The organism is Shewanella sp. QJM3NY_23, from assembly GCF_056173105.1.
In genome coordinates this window covers 789,887-809,224 of sequence record NZ_CM149657.1, presented here as the reverse complement: position 1 = coordinate 809,224, position 19,338 = coordinate 789,887, and the positions used below count along the sequence as shown (strand labels likewise).

Annotated in this window: 11 protein-coding genes; 6 read left to right on the top strand and 5 right to left on the bottom strand. The window is 47.2% G+C overall.

Annotated features, from left to right (window positions below; translation table 11 throughout):
• The first annotated feature begins 387 nt into the window (after nucleotides 1-387).
• The 4 genes from AC0VXX_RS03735 (at nucleotide 388) to AC0VXX_RS03720 (ending at nucleotide 6,367) form a co-directional block, all read left to right on the top strand.
• Nucleotides 388-1,470 (top strand): GmrSD restriction endonuclease domain-containing protein, encoded by a 1,083-nt coding sequence (locus AC0VXX_RS03735; RefSeq protein ID WP_475515971.1) that lies wholly within the window; start codon nucleotides 388-390, stop codon nucleotides 1,468-1,470.
• Nucleotides 1,470-1,952 carry a HEPN domain-containing protein gene (locus AC0VXX_RS03730; RefSeq protein ID WP_475515970.1) on the top strand — a complete coding sequence of 161 codons (483 nt, stop codon included), beginning with the start codon at nucleotides 1,470-1,472 and terminating at the stop codon, nucleotides 1,950-1,952. Before AC0VXX_RS03735 ends, AC0VXX_RS03730 begins: the two co-directional genes overlap by 1 nt.
• A 1,011-nt stretch (nucleotides 1,953-2,963) precedes the next feature.
• Nucleotides 2,964-3,446 carry a DNA polymerase III subunit chi gene (locus tag AC0VXX_RS03725; protein WP_475515969.1) on the top strand — a complete coding sequence of 161 codons (483 nt, stop codon included), beginning with the start codon at nucleotides 2,964-2,966 and terminating at the stop codon, nucleotides 3,444-3,446.
• A 20-nt stretch (nucleotides 3,447-3,466) separates the two neighbouring features.
• Entirely contained in the window at nucleotides 3,467-6,367 is a 2,901-nt protein-coding gene (locus tag AC0VXX_RS03720) for a valine--tRNA ligase (protein ID WP_475515968.1), read from the top strand.
• A 208-nt stretch (nucleotides 6,368-6,575) separates the two neighbouring features.
• Here the strand turns inward: AC0VXX_RS03720 and AC0VXX_RS03715 are convergent, their stop codons facing one another.
• Nucleotides 6,576-8,297, bottom strand: a complete 1,722-nt coding sequence (locus tag AC0VXX_RS03715; RefSeq protein WP_475515967.1) for a methyl-accepting chemotaxis protein — start codon at nucleotides 8,295-8,297, stop codon at nucleotides 6,576-6,578.
• 348 nt (nucleotides 8,298-8,645) lie between these two features.
• On the opposite strand from AC0VXX_RS03715, the gene AC0VXX_RS03710 reads away from it, so the two are divergent.
• Entirely contained in the window at nucleotides 8,646-11,750 is a 3,105-nt protein-coding gene (locus AC0VXX_RS03710; protein WP_475515966.1) for an ImpA family metalloprotease, read from the top strand.
• Nucleotides 11,751-12,223: 473 nt separating this feature from the next.
• Entirely contained in the window at nucleotides 12,224-13,759 is a 1,536-nt protein-coding gene (locus AC0VXX_RS03705) for an MFS transporter (protein WP_475515965.1), read from the top strand.
• A gap of 364 nt (nucleotides 13,760-14,123) precedes the next feature.
• Here AC0VXX_RS03705 and AC0VXX_RS03700 read toward each other — a convergent pair whose 3' ends face one another.
• The 4 genes from AC0VXX_RS03700 to AC0VXX_RS03685 form a co-directional block, all read right to left on the bottom strand.
• Nucleotides 14,124-16,550, bottom strand: a complete 2,427-nt coding sequence (locus AC0VXX_RS03700) for an OmcA/MtrC family decaheme c-type cytochrome (protein WP_475515964.1) — start codon at nucleotides 16,548-16,550, stop codon at nucleotides 14,124-14,126.
• 167 nt (nucleotides 16,551-16,717) lie between these two features.
• Entirely contained in the window at nucleotides 16,718-17,689 is a 972-nt protein-coding gene (locus AC0VXX_RS03695; protein ID WP_475515963.1) for a LysR family transcriptional regulator, read from the bottom strand.
• A 171-nt stretch (nucleotides 17,690-17,860) separates the two neighbouring features.
• The gene (locus tag AC0VXX_RS03690; RefSeq protein ID WP_475515962.1) at nucleotides 17,861-18,574 is read right to left on the bottom strand and encodes a pseudouridine synthase; all 714 of its coding nucleotides are present in this window, start codon (nucleotides 18,572-18,574) and stop codon (nucleotides 17,861-17,863) included.
• Complete coding sequence (locus AC0VXX_RS03685; RefSeq protein ID WP_475515961.1) at nucleotides 18,574-19,218, bottom strand: helix-turn-helix transcriptional regulator; 645 nt, start codon at nucleotides 19,216-19,218, stop codon at nucleotides 18,574-18,576. The genes AC0VXX_RS03690 and AC0VXX_RS03685 overlap by 1 nt, the downstream gene beginning before the upstream one ends.
• Nucleotides 19,219-19,338: the final 120 nt, after the last annotated feature.

The window sequence follows — 19,338 nt, the reverse complement described above, 5'->3', positions numbered from 1 at the left end:
ATCAACGTCCGCAGCCGCATCTGCACTGGGTTATTAACTCTCTTCGATTTAGCCTCACCTGTTAACATTCGATACAAGCTATTATTTTTACGGAAAAAATCGCAATAAAATGTGACACAGCTTGTTGAATACTCGCTATAAAATAGATTAAAGTATCACCACTTAAGGACAGAGCTAGGCCAACTCGACTCAAACATCGACCACGCCATTCAGGGAATGAAGAAGCCAACCATCATGCGCCAATCAACTCCCTTAAAAAGTTAACTCTGCCCTATTTAAAAACCGATTAAAAACAAAGAGTAATTGCATATTACGCAGCCAAATAATTAACTAACGATTGACTCTACAACAAAGTTTTTAATAAATAATAATCAGTAGGTAAAGTAAATGAACGAATATAATGAAGGCCTAGAAGAATTAACTAGTGAAGAAATCGACCTAAACTCTACTCCAGCGTCTTATGAGGTTATCACCTACCCAGCAGATTTTACATTAGAAGGGCTAGTCACTAAATACAAACGGGGTTCAATGATAGTACCTGGCTTTCAGAGGAATTATGTTTGGAATATAAAGCAAGCTAGTCGTTTGATTGAATCATTCCTATTAGGTTTACCTGTTCCCGCTATATTTCTATTCACAGATGATGAAAAAAATGAACAGTTAGTTATAGATGGTCAGCAACGTTTAATGACGGTTGTATACTTCTTAGAAGGTTATTTCGGCGAACCAGATGTAAATGGTCGAAGAAAAATATTTAAATTGACAGGACTAAATGAAAAGAGTCCATATCATAATAAAACCTATCAAGATTTGGAGGAAACAGACCAAGGTGCATTCAATAAATTAAATGACAGCGTTTTACGAGCCTTTGTTATAAAACAAATCACACCTAATGGTAACACAAGCGTGTACCATATTTTTGAGCGCCTAAATACTGGTGGCACACAATTAGTTGGGCAAGAAATTAGGAACTGCGTATACCACGGGTCGTTTAACGACCTGCTATGCAAATTAAATAGCTACGAAAACTGGCGTAAAATTTTTGGTAATGATATCTCGCACAAAAGGCAAAAAGATGTTGAATTAATTCTCAGGTTTTTTGCTTTTTTTGAAAATGGGGATAATTATGCCAGACCAATTAAAGATTTTATGTCTGACTTCATGAGGACACAGCAAAATATTGATGCAGAAAAGGCCATATATTTTGAGAATATCTTTAAAAATACTTGTGATGCTGTTATTGAATCGCTAGGTGAAAGGCCCTTCCATATTTGGTCAGGTTTAAATGTGGCTGTATTTGATTCGGTGTTCACCACTATAGCAAAAAATCATACTTCACCATACATTTCTGAACGCTATGAAGAACTGAAATCTGATGAAAGCTTCATAAAGGGTGTTAGAGGTGCAACTGCGGATGAGGCTATTGTTGAATTACGTATGCAATTGGCTAAGCAATACTTGGTGGCGTAATGCTATATACAAAAATAGAGAATGCGCTAAATACTTGTGAGGCTCACGTTAGACGATTAGATCCTACGGATCTAAAGGATAAGGAGTTAGAAACTTATTTAGTGGGTGGACTAGTTGTATTGATTGTTTCTGAATATGAAGAATATCTAGAAAGTGTATTTATAAAAAGAGCTGACATGTGTGGTGATGCACATGCTTCTAATTATATTAGAAGTACTTTATCCCAAAAGTTCCGAAGTCCTGATTTAAGTAAGATAAATTTGACGTTAAAGTTATTTGATCCCTCATATCGCGCCTCTTTTCTAGGTGAGATTGAAAATTCACCAGAACATGCTGCTTGGGATTCATTACTGAAAGCTAGACATGCTGTAGTGCACAAGAAAGGAACCCTAAATTTAACTTTTGGAGAATTAATGGAGAACTATGCTAAGACTAAAAAAATAATACAAAGTGTAGAACAATCGCTTGGAGTAGCCAGTTGACTAGAATCTATGGCATCAAAAGCTAATTTTGAAATTTAGACATATCTCACAAGGCTAAATCGAAGAGATAGATAACTCGGTGTAGGTGCGGCAGTGACCTTCCGTGACAAGGATGTCACGGCAGAGCCTACAGGGATTGTACTTGCGGCGTGTCACAGAAGTACCTGCACGAATGGCCTGCGGCAAGCAATTGACAAACCATGAAGCTATGGTTTAAAGCGTAGCATTCCAATACCTAAGTCAGGTAGATGCTTAACTAACAAAGTTCAATCTATATGATCCATCACGGCTCCAGCGGCAAGCAATTCAGCGCAATGAAGGTTAGACCCTCAAGGCCACCAAAATCCTCCCACAAGGTTAAATCGAAGAGACTAATAACCCAGTGTAGATGCGGCGGAGGCCTTTGACAGCATGGCCGCTCTTTGACATCCATGTCATCGCGGCATTTGTGAATCCATTCACATCAGATGCTGTCGTAGAGCGTCCATGGATGGCTCACAACGATATCCCTATCTAAAAGCCAGTTCGACAATCCCTGTCTCTCGTTCGTAAGCACGGAGCTACGCTTCACCCACCGTGCCGAAGAAGTACCTGCACGAAAGGCCTGCGGCAAGCAATTCAGCGCAATAAAGGTTAAACCTTCAAACCCAACCAATAACAAGGCCGCCAAAACCTCCCACAAGGTCAAATCGAAGAGAGCAATAATCCAGTGTAGATGCGGCTGCGGACGTTGATGGCAGGGATGCCATCGTCGAGCCTCCACGGACGGATTTACGGCGTGGAGCAGAAGTATCTGCACATTCCCCGCCGGACAGGCGATTGATAACAATGAAAGCTAACGCAACAGTTGGCTCGCTAACCCCTAAAAGGCCTTGGCCAACAAAACCCCAATATTACCCAATTTGTTATTCGACAAATCCCCTCCCCCTATGGTTTAACACCCCACTTTTAGTGTAAAATCTCCCCTTTCGTCAATCATCAAGTCAGACTCAGCCAACATAGAGCCAGATAATGCCAAACGCCCTGTTTTACCTGATGCCGCAAACACTTCCTAAAGCTGGGCAACCTGCTGCCGCAGCAAATACGGTGACATCGGCACTCGATGATGTTTACCGTTTGGCGTGTCAACTTGCACAGCAAGCGTTTGCTCGCCAGCAATTGGTGTATATTCATTGCAACGATCAGCAGCAAGCCTATGCCATTGACGAAATATTATGGCAATTTGAGCCAACAGCATTCGTGCCCCACAACCTAAAAGGTGAAGGGCCAACAGGCGGCGCGCCAGTGGAAATTGGCTTTGATAAGCTCGGCCCCAATAAAAATCGTCATCTTCTGATAAATCTTGCAGACCAAGCGCCGCAATTTGCGGTAAACTTTGGCCAGATTATCGACTTCGTTGCTAACGATGCTGCCATGAAAGCGACCGCCCGCGATCGTTATCGTCAGTATCGCCAGTTAGGGATCCCCCTGACGACCCAACAACCAATTAATTAGTTTGAGAAGCACACGCTCCTATGGAAAAGACATACAACCCGCAGTCAATCGAACAAAGCCTCTACCAAAACTGGGAAGAGAAAGGTTACTTTAAGCCGCACGGCGATGAGTCAAAAGGCAACTATTGCATCATGATCCCGCCACCAAACGTGACGGGCAGTCTGCATATGGGCCATGCCTTCCAAGATACCATCATGGATACTCTGACCCGTTACCAGCGCATGAAGGGCAAAAACACCCTTTGGCAGGTGGGTACCGACCATGCGGGTATTGCCACCCAGATGCTGGTTGAGCGCAAAGTAGAAGCCGAAGAGGGTAAGAGCCGTCACGATTTAGGTCGCGATGCCTTTATCGAACGTATTTGGGATTGGAAAAACCAATCGGGCGGCACCATCACTAAACAGCTACGTCGTCTTGGCGCATCGGTTGATTGGGATCGTGAGCGTTTCACCATGGACGAAGGCATGTCTGAAGCGGTACAAGAGGTGTTTGTTCGTCTGTATGAAGATGAGCTCATCTACCGTGGTAAGCGCCTCGTTAACTGGGATCCTAAGCTGCACACCGCGATCTCTGATCTCGAAGTTGAGAACAAAGAGAAGCAAGGTAGCATGTGGCATTTTCGCTACCCGCTGGCCGATGGCGCACTGACCGCTGACGGAAAAGACTACCTTGAAGTGGCCACTACGCGCCCTGAAACCATGTTAGGTGACAGTGCCGTTGCTGTGCACCCTGATGATGAGCGTTATCAATCACTGATTGGCAAATTTATCCTGCTGCCTATCGTTAACCGCCGCATTCCGATCATTGCCGACGATTACGTCGACATGGAATTTGGTACCGGTTGTGTAAAAATCACCCCAGCCCATGACTTTAACGACTACGAAGTCGGTAAACGTCACAACCTACCCATGTTTAACATCTTAACCATGGACGCGGCGATCCGCTCAACGGCCGAAGTGGTTAACAGCGACGGCACCGCCAACAACGAGTTAGACAACGCTCTGCCAGAACGTTATGCCGGCCTTGACCGTTTTAAAGCCCGTAGCGCCATCGTTGAAGAGTTTGAAACCTTAGGCTTGCTGGGCAAAATTGATCCCCACGGATTAAAAGTGCCTTATGGCGATCGCTCTGGTGTGGTGATTGAGCCACTTCTTACCGACCAATGGTATGTTGCCGTAGCGCCAATGGCGAAAACCGCCATGGAAGCGGTTGAAAACGGTGATATCAAGTTTGTACCACAGCAGTATGAGAACATGTACAACTCTTGGATGCGTGACATTCAAGATTGGTGTATCTCGCGCCAGCTATGGTGGGGACACCGTATTCCTGCTTGGTATGACGAAGCGGGTAAAGTGTACGTTGGCCGCGATGAAAGCGAAGTACGTGCTAAGCACGGCTTAGCCGACACCGTAGTGCTACGCCAAGACCCTGATGTACTGGACACTTGGTTTAGTTCAGCGTTATGGACCTTCTCAACCTTAGGCTGGCCAGAAGATACTAAGGCGCTTAAAACCTTCCACCCAACGGACGTGTTGGTGACAGGTTTTGACATCATCTTCTTCTGGGTGGCGCGCATGATCATGATGACCATGCACTTCATTAAAGATGAAAATGGCAAACCACAAGTGCCGTTTAAGACGGTCTATGTGACAGGCCTTATCCGCGATGAAGCGGGTAACAAGATGTCTAAGTCTAAGGGTAACGTGCTCGATCCTCTGGATATGATTGACGGCATCGATCTTGAAACCTTAGTTGAAAAACGCACTGGCAACATGATGCAGCCTCAGCTGGCGGCGAAAATCGAAAAGAGCACCCGCAAAGAGTTTAGCGAAGGCATCGAAGCCCACGGCACAGATGCACTGCGTTTCACCTTGGCATCAATGGCTTCAACTGGCCGCGATATCAACTGGGACATGAAACGTCTCGACGGTTACCGCAGCTTCTGTAACAAGATCTGGAACGCATCACGCTACGTGTTAATGAACACCGAAGTGCAAGCGGATGATGCTGCAGATGATGCAGTAGGCGAGCCGTTAGATTGTGGTCAACATGGCGGTGAAATGGAGCTGTCATTAGCCGATCGCTGGATTATCGGTCTGTTCAATCAAACCGTGAAAACCTTTGATGAGCACATGGAAAACTACCGCTTCGACTTGGCGGCCAACACCATTTATGAGTTCACTTGGAACCAGTTCTGTGACTGGTACCTAGAGCTCACTAAGCCTGTGATGCAAAGCGGCACTGACGCCCAGCTGCGTGGTACTCGCCACACCTTGGTGACTATCCTTGAAGCGATGCAGCGCCTGATGCACCCAATGATGCCTTACCTGACTGAGACGATTTGGCAGCGCGTTAAACCGCTAGCTGGCGTTGAAGGCGACACCTTGATGCTCGCGCCGTTCCCTGAGTATCAGGCAGATAAAGTCGATGCCACCGCGATGGAAGATCTTGAGTGGGTTAAGCAAGTGATCACCGCTGTGCGTAACATCCGCGCCGAACTAAACATCGCCCCAAGCAAGCCGCTTAATGCACTGCTGCGTGGCGTAAGCGAGCGCGACAAGGCCCGTATCGAGACCAACCAAGCCTTCTTTAAGACCTTGGCTAAACTTGAAAACATGACCATTCTTGGCGACAACGACACCGCACCTATGTCGACCACGCAGTTGATTGGTGACATGGAGCTGTTAATCCCGATGGCAGGTCTTATCGATGTGGCGGCCGAGATGGCGCGTATCGACAAGCAGCTTGAGAAGCTAGCGGGTGAGTTTAAGCGTATCGAAGGTAAGCTGTCTAACCCAGGTTTCGTGGCGAAAGCCCCTGCTGCCGTGATTGAAAAAGAGCGTGCTAAGCAAGCGGAATACCAACGTGATATGGACAAGCTCACCGAGCAAAAAGCAGAACTTGCCAAGCTGGAAGCTTAACCGCGTTTGCAAGCTGCAAGGTTTTAGGGCTGAAAGGTCTGAAGACTTGAAAACTTGAAGACATAGATAGCAATAACCGCTTAACAAGAAAGGCAGTCATAAGACTGCCTTTTTTATTGTCGACATTTTTATTGCCTAACGCTTTTATTGCTAACGCCTTTATGGCTTAAGTCTAAAGCTATGGCGTTATCGGTTTGGCTAAAAGGGCTCACACCTTGTAATAAGCAATCTCTTGCGCCATCGACTCGGCCAGCTTTGCCAACTCTTGAGTGGCGGCATTGCTTTGTTCGGCGCCAGCGGCGGTCTGCTCTGCAATATCACTGATGCTGGTGATATTAATATTAATCTCTTCAGTTACCGCACTCTGCTCTTCTGATGCGGTAGCAATTTGCGCATTTAAGCCATTGATCTGCTCAATACTTTGCATGATCTGCTGCAGCGCATTACCCACCAGCTGCGATTTATCGACACTTAATTTAACCTGCTCGGTGCCGCGTTCCATCATCACCACTGAGTCTTTAGCCCCCTGCTGCAGACGCTGGATCATCTTTTGGATCTCCTCGGTTGAATCCTGTGTCCGTTTAGCTAGCGAGCGCACCTCATCGGCCACCACGGCAAAGCCACGCCCCTGCTCACCCGCTCGCGCCGCCTCAATCGCCGCATTGAGTGCCAGTAAATTAGTTTGCTCAGAAATGGCTTGGATCACTTCGATAACGCTGCCTATCTCGTTTGAATGCTGTGATAGCAAGCCCATCGCCTTGCTGGCATCTTCAAGCTCGGTGGCTAAGGTTTGGATCACCGCCATGCTCTCATTAACCACGGTTTGACCATGGTGAGCCGCCTCATTGGCGGCTTCGGATGCATGGGCAGCCGAGGCCGCACTGCTAGCCACTTCACGTACTGTCGCGGTAAATTCATGTATCGCGGTGGCAACCTGCTGGGTTTGTTGCTGCTGCTCAACCACACTACGCTGGGCTTGAATAGCCACCACTGAGTTTTCTTCCGCTGTACTGGCCAGTTGCGCCGTAGACCCATGGGTATTTTGCACCATCTGCTGGAACCTAGCGGCTATCCGATTGACGTAATTGGCAATATGGGCAAACTCATCATCACCATCTAACTGGATTCGCTGGGTTAAATCACCACTGGCAATATCATCGGCGGTCTGTTCAAGCTGCACAACCGACTGATTTACTCGGCGAATAATCAGCGTGGCACTGAAGATGATCACTAACATACTGATACTGGAAAAAAGCACCACTAACAGAATATACAGTGCCATGTTGTCTTGAAATGCTTCATAGCTGAGCTTGCCTTCATTAATTTGCAGGTTTAAAAAAGCCTGCGCTTGGCGGGTGATCTCACTAAACATGGGATTAATTTGGGTGAGTAGTATGTGATTCGATTGCTTATAGTCGCCTTGGCTGAGTGCCGCGATGGCGGGCTCAAAGCCTACTCTGGTCACTTTATCCAGCGAGGTAGCAAGCTGCTGTACTAACTCACGCTCATTTGGGGCTAAATCTGAGGCTAAAATTTCATTATCGACCACATCATGCAAGCGTGTCAGCATCGCTTGGCTATCTTCAACATGCTTATTTACGGGGTGGTTATGCATGGTGGCAAATTCACTCGAAGGATCATGCTGAAACCCCAGTAATAAGGCACTGCGCGCTCCTTCTAAGGCATTTAAAATTTTACCGGCGCGAATACTGTGCTGCATGCCTTGGCTGTATAGGTCACTAATAGAGTCTCCCGCATCTTGCATACCAGTGATCCCCTTATAACCCAATAGGGAAAAAGAGAGGATGACTAAAAACACATTAAGCTTTAACTGAAAGCGCACCGATTTAAAACGCTCGAAAAAGCCGTGAGCTTGAGATGGCGTAGCCTGTGTGGCGGCTTGCAACGTTTCATTTTTTAACCTGGACATACCTACTTTCCTCAACTCACCAATATTCAACAATAACAGATGGCTGATGAAGTATGTACAGGCCTATCTGCATAACACACGCAGTATATAACCCCTTAGAGGGAGATCAATGTAAACAGGCAACACACCCAATCCTATTAACAATTATCATGATACAAAACAATGTTTTACACCTAAAAACGTCATACCTATGACTGATAAAAATCCTAAGCTTCACCTGCGCCAATATTTTAACTAGCGTCAAAAAACATCATTAACTATTGTTTTTATTGATTAATTTATACAAAAAATTGCTTTATCATTTCAATACAATCAAAATAGCGCCAAAATGTTTATGGAATGTTAACAATGAAGCAATGGTTACTCCTGCCCCTCCTCTTATTGGGATTAATGGCTTGTAGTGGTGGTGGCGTAGAAGATACCGCCCCTAGCAACCCAGACAGTGGTACCGGTGGCAATATTACCCCGCCAACCACGCCGCCGACGACCCCACCAACCACACCCGATCCGGAGCCTAATCCTAATCCCGATCCGGAGCCCAATCCTAATCCCGAGCCAGAGCCTAACCCTGAGCCAGAGCCAGAACCGGAGCCCGTGCAGGCACCCGATGTTGAACTGGGCCCAGACTTGCAAGGCTGGAACCATCAGCTGCAGACCCTCATTGCCGAGGTGGCCGTCTATAACGAGGGCACCGTGAGCTACCGCTGGCAACAACTGAGCGGCCCAAGCGTTAGCTTATCGGGCGTAGATACCGCAGTATTAAGCATTGACGCCACGGCATTAGAGCAAGATGCCGACATCGGTTTATCGCTTGAGGTTACCGATGGCGCAGGCCAAAGCAGCCAAGATCAGCTGACATTGACCCTTAAAGATCAGATCAGCGCCGCGGTTCGCACTGGAGATGCTAGCCAAATTAGTGGCTTTGAGACTCAGGTGATCAAGCGCGCCGTCAACCTTATCGATAAGTATCGCCAAGAGCATCAGGCGATGCTGCGCGAGATTTATCAAAACGATGTGGTGCGTTATGACTCGGGTCAACAATCGCAAATGATCCAGATCATCTCCGCCGCCAATACCTACCCCAACAGCAAACGTTTCGAACTGATACGCGGTAATAACGGCCGTATTTTCGCAGCGACCAGTGAAACGGCAGGCCAGCGTAACGCCGCATTCGGCTCAGATATCATCTCTGGGATACAAGAGGGCAATAATCTCGATTTTGAACCCAGTATGCTGCGGCTCTTAGGTTGGTTGTTAGCCCAAGATGCCACCGCCTTGCCTCAATCAAAGCAGGTCAAATTGCTAATGATGGGCGATTGGAGCAATAACCGTATTACAGCATGGTTAGGTAAGCATTTCCCCGATTGGCAAGTGGCTCGTTGCAATGTGGCCGCCGAGCTCAGCGACTGCTTAGCCGATGCTCAGCTGGTGATCACCGGCTCCAGCGGTGATTTTAGCGACGCACTGGTCAGCGACAACCTAACGCGCCTGCAACAGGCTGGTACACCACTGCTTTATCAGCATATGCACAGTTGGAACAGCGTGCCGCTCACTCAAACTGTGCTCAACACCATGGGATTTGCCATGCAAGGTCCGGGGGGACCAGGTAACTATTATGGTGCCGATAAAGCCGACTGGCCTAACTATAGCGCCATGTTTAACGCTAAACCCTCGTTAACCCAAGAGAGTCTATGGTTAACCCTACTAAGGGATGAAACAGCGCCGTTTAATTTAGCGGCCTGCGCCACTGGCTGCGATGCTAGCTTTAATGACGATTATCGCCCCGCACTCAATCATATCCGCAGCCAGATAGTTGGGTTTGATAGCCAAAAACTCGATATTTTCAGCCTAGATGATCACCAGCTGTACAAATACCTGATCATGCTGGGCGATGTGTATCGCCATGACATTAGCTACCCTATGAATGTGGCGACCACTGCATCCATGGACTATTTAAAGGCCTTTTTTGCCGATCATACGGTTTATTACACGCGTGATATCAATGCGGTGCCGCTCGATTTAGGTAACTTCAGCCGCACCGACTTTAGCCATATCACCCCGATGAGTCAGCAGGTCAAGTTGGTCAGCAAGCAAGGGTTTAGATCGGCGGGAGTCTATGCACTGCCCGGACAAACCGTTAAGGTCACCCGCACCGATGACAGCCCACTGCGCACTTGGGTATTTATTAATACCCAGCGCTCAGGCTCAACCCATGAGTTTGCCAATAATGGCTATAACCGCGCTAAATTTTTACAATCACCCCATATTGAAATTAAGCCGGGTGAAACCATTAAGCTGACCTCCCCCTACGGCGGTCCATTGCAGGTCAGTTTTAATGCCAACGATCTCCCGGTGACACTGTCGTTTACGACTGTAGGGCAACACCCCTATTGGCGTGAAGGGATGGACGGCACCGCCTTTTTACAAGCACTCGACAAAAGTGACTACGATTGGGCTGAGCTGGCCACACCGCACTTTGAGGTGCATTCTCGCCTCGACAAGATGCGCAGCACCATGAGCCATGAGCCGCTATGGGACACCCCAGAGAAAATGGGGCAGGCTATCATGACCTATGTGCATAACTACCCTCACCTACTGGCGGGTTTTCAAGGCCCATTTATTGAAAGGGTCGATGAAATTCATGACTTTGCCGCCAGCAAAGGGCTGACCATCAATCAGCTCGACATGGTTAAACACATGAATGCGGATCAACCCACTTGTGGCGCAGGCTGCTCGGGTAACCCCTACGATGCGGGCTGGTCATTTAGCCCTACCGGACATGGCGACATTCATGAGCTAGGCCATGGCTTAGAAAGCTGGCGCCTACGTTTCAACGGCCATGAGGGGCACGCCTCAACCAACCCTTACTCCTATTACACTAAATCTCGCGCCTTCCTCGAAAGCGGCAAGTTACCACAATGCCAAGGGCTAGAGATAAGCGATGAATTTGCCACCTTGCAAGCGAGCCAAAATGAAGCCGATCCCTTTGCTTATATGCAGGCGGCTAAACTCACTGGCTGGTCTAATGGCATGGCGATTATGCTGCAATCTATGGTCGTGGCGCAGCAACAAGGGCCCCTGCAAAACGGTTGGCACCTGCTTGCACGACTGCACATTGTGTTGCGTTCATTTGAGCGGGCACAGGCCAATGAAGCAAGTTGGCTAGCGGATCGCGCAGGGATAGGGTTTGACCAATTCAGTTTGGATGATGCTAAAAACATGAGCCAAAACGATTTCTTGATGATCGCCATGAGCTACTCAACTGGCTTAGATTATCGTGATTTCTACCAAATGTGGGGACTGGAGACCACTGATGGCGCTAAGGCTCAGGTGGCCAGTTTTGCTTATCCCTTAGTGAACAAATCTGTCTATGTGTATCAACCGGGTGACTATTGCTTTGGCTTAGACTTACTCGAGGTACCTGTTGATGGCACTCAAGCTTGGCCACTCTAATCGGCCTTAAGCCCTTAAGCACTTAAGCACTTAAGCACTTAAGCACTTAAGCACTTAGGCACTTAGGCATAGCACTTAGCCATTTGCCCCAGTTTCATTATCTCGCGAGCACCCAAGGTGCTCGCTTTTTTACCCTCCTTGCCACGCTTGCCATACCCGCTCACCAGAGCTCCTAATCCTAAGCTAAGCCCCCTTGAAGATAATCACTTTGGTTTTTAGGGCGAAATTTAGGTAAAGTGTGCCACTAGATCACACGCTATTAGCGCAATATCAACATTATTGCCTATAAAACAACAATAAAGAGTACCCATCACATTAAATAAACACGCGCTTGATTAATGATAAAAATGAGCCGATACAAATTAAGATAACGCTTTATTTTAATTGCGAAAATAACAATATCGCCATCCATTTTAACCATCAGTCAGCAGCACATCATTAATGGGATTGGGATAATAATAAGAAGGAAGGGTATGAGCGATTCCAACAATACTTACGCAGATAACGACCTGCGTGAAGTGAAACAGCTGGGTATGTGGGCCTCCATTGCCAGCTTAAGTTATATTTTTTGGATTGTCGGCGGCATGGAGCTAGTAGAGCGTATCGCTTACTACGGCGTCAAAGCCAGTGCTGGCCTGTATGCCAAAGCGCCGGTGTCTGAAGGCGGTTTGGGCATTAGTTTGCACGACTATGGCGTTATCATCTCTATTTGGGCCTTGATGCAAACCTTTATTCCTGTGTTTACTGGGGGCATTTCCGATCGCGTCGGTTACAAGGAAACAATTTTCGCCTCCACTTTAATCAAAATTGGCGGCTATTTAGTGATGGCCTTATTCCCCAGTTTCTGGGGGTTCCTGTTTGGTGCCATGTTATTAGCAGGCGGTACCGGCATCTTTAAACCCGGCATTCAAGGCACCTTAGTGCTATCGACGGGGAGACAAAACACCTCGATGGCGTGGGGAATTTTTTATCAGGTCGTCAACATTGGGGGCTTCTTAGGGCCGCTCGTTGCCGTGCATATGCGCCAGCTCTCTTGGGACAATGTGTTTTATGCCTGCGCGGCGATTATTTCGCTCAACTTTCTCTTTTTACTGGCCTATAAAGAGCCGGGGAAAGATGAGCGTTTAGCGCGTAACCTACAGATAAAAAATGGCGAAGTGACCCAACAAGCCCTATGGAAAGATGCTTGGCATGAACTGAAAAAACCGGTTGTGATCTATTACATGTTGGTGTTCGCCGGTTTCTGGTTTCTGTTTAACTCGTTATTTGATGTGCTGCCTATCCACATTGCCGAATGGGTCGATACCAGCGTAATTGTCACCAGTTTGTTTGGCCCTGAGGGCACCTCAAACGGCATATTGCAGTTCTGGCTCGGGCTCGATAACAGCGGCACTAAGGTGATGCCAGAAGGCATGCTTAACCTTAACGCTGGCATGATCATGACCAGTTGCTTCTTAGTCGCGGCGCTCACTGCTAAATACCGTATCACCACCGCCATGTTAGGTGGCTGCTTATTGAGTATCATAGCCTTTGTGTTCATTGGCGCGACCAATGCAGCTTGGATGATTGTACTGGCCATCGCCATGTTCTCTTTCGGTGAGATGATGATTAGCCCGAAAAAGAACGAGTTTATGGGCAACATTGCCCCCGAAGGTAAAAAAGCCATGTACTTGGGCTTTGTGATGCTCCCCCAAGGGATAGGCTGGGGATTGGAAGGCTATTTTGGCCCTAAGCTATATGAGATTTATGCCTCAAAAGAGATCTTCTCCCGTGAGCTATTAGCTGAGCGCGGCATGAGTGTGAACGATGTGGCGGCGATCCCACAGGGTGAAGCCTTCACCACCTTGGTAAGCTATACCGGCGAGTCGGCGCAATCGCTCACCACCTTGCTGTATAACACCCATAATATCGGTATGGCGTGGTATATCATCGCGGCAATCGGCACTATTTCGGCTGTGGGGATTTTCCTTTACGGTAAATGGTTGCTTAAATTACAACAAAGTCAGTAAGTGGCTTGTTTAAGGGCTGATGATTGACACACAAAGAGGGCAAATTATTTGCCCTCTTTTATCTCACTCACATATCGACTTAGCCCTAATGACATCTGAGCGCGATTTGACCTTATCCCCATGGATGACAACCTGAGCTGTGAATACGCGCGATTCATGGGGGTGGCATTCATATGCAATCAGAACACTCATTCAAAATATTCAATCTAAGTTACTCAATCTAAGTATGCGGTCTTAATACTCGGCCATAAAAAAGGGGACCGAATCGGTCCCCAAAATCTTGCTTTATCTCAGTGAACTACTAGCAGGGATGAGCTCACCTAACGAGATTTATTATTATGGCTATCTTGGGTACACATACGTGTTAGTGAGCGCCTCCCATATGAACCTTATCAATACCATAAGTCTTACCTTCAGCGTGACAGGTTGCACAAGACTCAACTGGGACATCATCTGCATTTAAGATTTTGTCACCAAAGACTGTTGCACCATTACTCTTAAAGTGAGCTAGCGCTGATGCACCAGAGTGAGCGTGACAACTGCGACATGCTTCGGCTACAGGTGAAATATACTGAGTTACAGACATTGGGTTAAATTGATCATCATTGACAGCTATTGCAGTGCGGCCAGATGTCAATACGCCATTACCGTTAAAGAACTTCATGGCATTACCCGATGCATTTTCATCTTTATGGCAAGCTTGGCAATCGGTTTGCGGTGCAGGATAGTTCACCCAATCTTCACCATCGGTATCTAAATAGATGCCTGCACCCGTATCACCGGCAAACATTCCGCTATGGAAACGATGGGCTACTGTTACAAGATCACGGTTGTAGTATTCTAAGCCTGGTACTAGCTCAAATGTGGGCTTACCATTGCTATCTACACCAGATTGCTTGTATACATCCGCATGATACGAACCTGCGTAATTGTTGTTATGACAGTCTGCACATTGGGTAAAGTTAGTTACACCGTGATTAGGTGATTTGATATGAGACAAGTTGCCATGACACGCATTACACTTAGCTTCATCAGCCGTTGTGCGATCATTGCTAGCCTGTGTTGGTGTCATATACTCTGTAAGATCAGGGCTTACCCAACGAAGATTCGCTTCAGTCGGAACGCCTTTAGCCGCAACGGCATCAAACTTAAAGAATTTAGTGACTATGTTTGCTGGAATAGCAACATCACAAGCTCCACTGTCAGTACCAGCACCGTCAGGAAGTTTCGTATTTTCGATGATCTTACTTGTACTTGTATCGCCACACATATTCATTTCAGAGGTGATAGAAAGTGTTTGGCCATCAAGCTGGTTAGCTGCTAGTGCTTTAGTTAAGGTTAACTTGCCACCTTGAACAACAAACTGCTCAGGATTACCCTTAGTGTTGATACTTAAGCCCCTAATGTAATCACCATTAGCATCAAGCGTGCCAATTAACATATCATCGCCCGATTCAAACTTATTCAGGTACTTAGTTAAATCGGTACCATCAACTGGAACCATGCCATTTAATTGAACACCAACGCTAATAGTCAACACATCTGCAGCGACTTCTGCAGATGTCACATCGAACACTAGGCCGTTTTCAAATGCCACACGGCGATCAACACTATGCGTTTGCATTGGACTGAGTCCACCAATATGACAGGTCATACAGGCTGAATCATCTGCTTGTGGCAATGTATACTCAGAGTGGCCTTCACCGGTTTCAAAGTTAACGGTGACGTGACACCCCACACACGCTTCGCGGTAGACATTAACGTTCCACTGCTCACCGTTATCGTGACAAGTGGTACATTCGTTAAGCTCAGCAGGGAAGTGGATCTCACCAAACTCGTCTAATGCCTCTCCTTTTAACACGCCCCACTCTGCAAGATGACCACCGGCGTGAATGGTGTGGATCATTGCGTTGAAGTTAAGGTTATAACCTCTTTCAGGATCGTTTTGATCGGTGGCATTAGCGGGGTTATGACACGCCACACAATTTTCCACTTTTTGATAGTTGTGGTGGGCGCCAATATTGGCGATGCGCATATCACCATCACCATAGCCTTTCAGCTCACTGTGACACTGAATACACGCAGCATTGGATACCGCATCTTTAGCCGATACGGCTAATTCACCCGTGGCAGGAATGAAATCTAGCGGAGTAGAAAGTAACTTATCCGAGATCCCTTCACCACTTGCATCGGTTACATCATAACTACGGATCATCACCCTAAATAAACTATTAGGATCACCCGCGGCAGAGACAACAGGCGCATTACCATCATGTTCCCATGTGCCCATATAGGTACCTGGATTTTCAGGATCTTCCACCAGAGTACAGGCATCGACTACATTACCCCTGCGATCCGTTGTATCACCCGTTGGCGTACAGTACATGCTCGAGCCAAACTCATTGACCAATGCATTGTTAGACCACAACATGGGCGCGCCAACATCAGTAGTGTTGACCACTTCATTGGTGACATATAAGGCTATCTTATCTAAACCCGTAAACGGAACCTCTTCTCCTTTAGCATTCTTGCCGGTCACATCGAACTTGAGGCTAAAAGCATCAGTGCCCACAACGACGATATCGGCAGGTTGTAAGGTTAGCATGAAGTCTGCTGCTGAATTGACAGTCTTCACAACAGAACCCGTTGGAGTTCCGGGGGTTCCAGGCGTACCCGGCGTACCTGGGGCGCCAGGTGCACCGTCTTGACCATCATCACCATCACTACATGCGCTCACGCCAATGGCACACATGAGTGCCATGGCTAATAACGTTGTTTTATTTTTTTTCATCGCCATATCCCTTTCTAGGTATTTGCTGCTATTGCAGTAACCCAAATATAAGGCAGGCAATACAAATTGTTAGTGAATTGTGTTCGAGTTGTGACTGTAATTTATAGATTCATGAATGGAAATTTCGAAATCTGCAACGGTAAATTTCAATATGCAGAACTGATACTTCACTCAGGATGACTAGCAAGTAATTGCTTGAGTAATTGAATAATTAGCTCACGTTGCTCGATTGAGTAGCGCCGATATTCCAGCGCATTTTCGATAAGCAGGTATTGCGGTGACATGCTATCACCATGCAAACGTTGCACCTGTTCACTGGGTAGCGGCATCACTTTGATACCGGGTAAGGCGCTGCAGATCTGCGCCTCAGAGTAGGGTAAGAATGACAAAGACCCCATGGTCAGCAGGTGGCTATACCATTCATCTCGACAGCTGACTCTGTCGATGCCATCGAGAGAGATCCCCGCTTGGCGGGCAAACACTTCTAATGGATCGATTTTGTCATTAAAGCCCTTGCCATTTAGGCACAGAAATGGAAATTGGCAGATGGCCTCTAAGGTCAGTTCTGAAGCATCCGTCCAAATCGCATGGCTTTGATGGGCCGCAACACAAAGCTGTGACAAATCACCGACAGGTTCAATACTCAGCGTATGCTCACTGTCGGCGGCGAAAGCGATGCCCATATCCAGTTCACCATTGTGAATACTGTCGGCGGATTCATTGTCCCAAGTCACAAACTGCAGTTGGCCCATTAACTGACGATGCTCACTTTGGGCAAAGGCTAATGATAAGCTGGCCAAAATGCTGGGGATCACCGCTACTTTGAGACAGCCTCGGCTGGGCTCACAGGTTTGATCCGCCAGCGATTGCTCTATTTTTAACACCGCATCACAAAACTGACAGACAGGCTCATACAAAAACTCCGCCATGGGGGTGGGTTTTAACCCCAGTTGACGGCGATAAAACAACTCATCATCAAAGGTGGCGCGTAACATATTTAAACAACGGCTAATTTTTGGCGCAGAGACATTAAGTTGTTTGGCGGCGACGTTGGCGTGCCCAGTTTGAAAAATCACCTTAAATACCATTAAGCAAAACACGTCGAGCTCACTGATCTTTTTTAAGGTTTGACTCATCATCGGCACTATTGTCTATGAGGGTTATCATCTGTTTATAGCATAGCCAATAATCGCCACACTAGCGGCTTGATCACACATTTGAAAACAAACCGTTAACAATTGTAATCATCATGGTCTTGCGTTTAGCTGGGGCTAGCAAATACACCAAGCGGCGCGATTGATCACGGCGAACTATATTGTCGCCACCTCATGAGGTGTCAACTCGCGGCTTTGACCTGGTTGCAGGTGCTCATCCAACGCTAAGGTGCCAACCGATAAACGGTGCAGCGCCACGACAGGATTGCGAAAACGGCCAAACATACGCTTAATTTGGTGATATCGCCCCTCATACAAGGTCACTAATGCTTGATGCCCCAGTGCAGCGTTCACTATGGTTAACTGAGCTGGCAAGGTGGTGATATCTTCAAATGCAAAATAAAACCCTTGAGCAAAGGCCTCAATATACTCCTGACTCAAGGGATTTTTAAGGGTCACTAAATAGGTTTTAGCCACTTTATGGTCTGGCGCCATAATGCGTTTAGACCACTGGCCATCATTGGTCAGGAGCACTAGACCAGAGGTATTGAGATCGAGCCTGCCTACAATATGCAGATCGCGATTATCAGTGCCATCGAGCAAGTCGATGACCGTTTTGTGCTGCTCATCTTTGGTGGCGCACACCACTCCCACAGGTTTGTGCAACATGATGTAACGTGCGCGGCGCTGCTGCAGCACCTGGCCGTCAAAAACGATATGACTAAATTGGTCGACCGCTAAATCAATATCACGGGCTAGTTGGCCGTCAACCGTCACCCGCCCTTGGGCCAGAATTAGCCGTATCTGCTTTTTGGGGATCTGCGTATGGCTGCTAATAAACCTGTCTAACCTCGCCCGTTTAGACTGCATTATGACTCACCTACAAGGCCAGTTGTAGGCGTCACTTTATAGGCACAGCGGCGAGCGCCCTCAATAATGTGCTCCTCTCTGCTGACAGTTGCGACCCCCTCAAATAACCATTGAAAAAGCTGTAACTCTGAGCGGCAAAAATTGACACAACTGCTGGCTGCGGCGCAAATAGGACAATGATTTTCCAGCAGCCAAAAGTGATTATCCTCTTGCTCAACGGTGGCGACATAGCCTTCGTCGGTTCTTAGTCTGGCAAGGGCATGCAGTTTATCGAGCACACTGGCATGATGCGCCAATGCACTTTGATAAAGCACTTTACTGGCTTCTTCTCTGTGGCTGATCAATTGTACTAATCCACTATCGCCAAACACAACCTTAACCGACTCAATCAGTTGGTGAGTTAAATCATCATGTTTATCAGGGAACAAGGCGTCACTTTTCTTGGTGAGAGACCAATAGCGTGTCGGCCGACCACGACTCGCCTTGCGATCGTCAAAGGCCAGCATCCCGGCCTCTTCTAACCCTTGCAGATGCTGGCGCACCCCCATGGTGGTTAATGAAAACTGTTCAGCTAAGGTCTTGGCGGTACACGGCCCAATCACTTTAATATAATCGACTATTTTTTCACTGGTTTTCTTGGTCACTCTCGGCTCCCGGCTCAGACTGCTATCTGACTATTATCTGCGATCAATCATGTCTAGCCAACCAATAAGTAAACTTTTTTATTTACTTATACTTTACAAAATTAAGTAAAGCGATTACCT

What these genes read in the sequence shown, in the direction of transcription:
- AC0VXX_RS03735 (WP_475515971.1), top strand. Translation starts at nt 388, where the DNA reads ATGAACGAATATAATGAAGGCCTAGAAGAATTAACTAGTGAAGAAATC.
- AC0VXX_RS03730 (WP_475515970.1), top strand. Translation starts at nt 1,470, where the DNA reads ATGCTATATACAAAAATAGAGAATGCGCTAAATACTTGTGAGGCTCAC.
- AC0VXX_RS03725 (WP_475515969.1), top strand. Translation starts at nt 2,964, where the DNA reads ATGCCAAACGCCCTGTTTTACCTGATGCCGCAAACACTTCCTAAAGCT.
- AC0VXX_RS03720 (WP_475515968.1), top strand. Translation starts at nt 3,467, where the DNA reads ATGGAAAAGACATACAACCCGCAGTCAATCGAACAAAGCCTCTACCAA.
- AC0VXX_RS03715 (WP_475515967.1), bottom strand. Translation starts at nt 8,297, where the DNA reads ATGTCCAGGTTAAAAAATGAAACGTTGCAAGCCGCCACACAGGCTACG.
- AC0VXX_RS03710 (WP_475515966.1), top strand. Translation starts at nt 8,646, where the DNA reads ATGAAGCAATGGTTACTCCTGCCCCTCCTCTTATTGGGATTAATGGCT.
- AC0VXX_RS03705 (WP_475515965.1), top strand. Translation starts at nt 12,224, where the DNA reads ATGAGCGATTCCAACAATACTTACGCAGATAACGACCTGCGTGAAGTG.
- AC0VXX_RS03700 (WP_475515964.1), bottom strand. Translation starts at nt 16,550, where the DNA reads ATGAAAAAAAATAAAACAACGTTATTAGCCATGGCACTCATGTGTGCC.
- AC0VXX_RS03695 (WP_475515963.1), bottom strand. Translation starts at nt 17,689, where the DNA reads ATGATGAGTCAAACCTTAAAAAAGATCAGTGAGCTCGACGTGTTTTGC.
- AC0VXX_RS03690 (WP_475515962.1), bottom strand. Translation starts at nt 18,574, where the DNA reads ATGCAGTCTAAACGGGCGAGGTTAGACAGGTTTATTAGCAGCCATACG.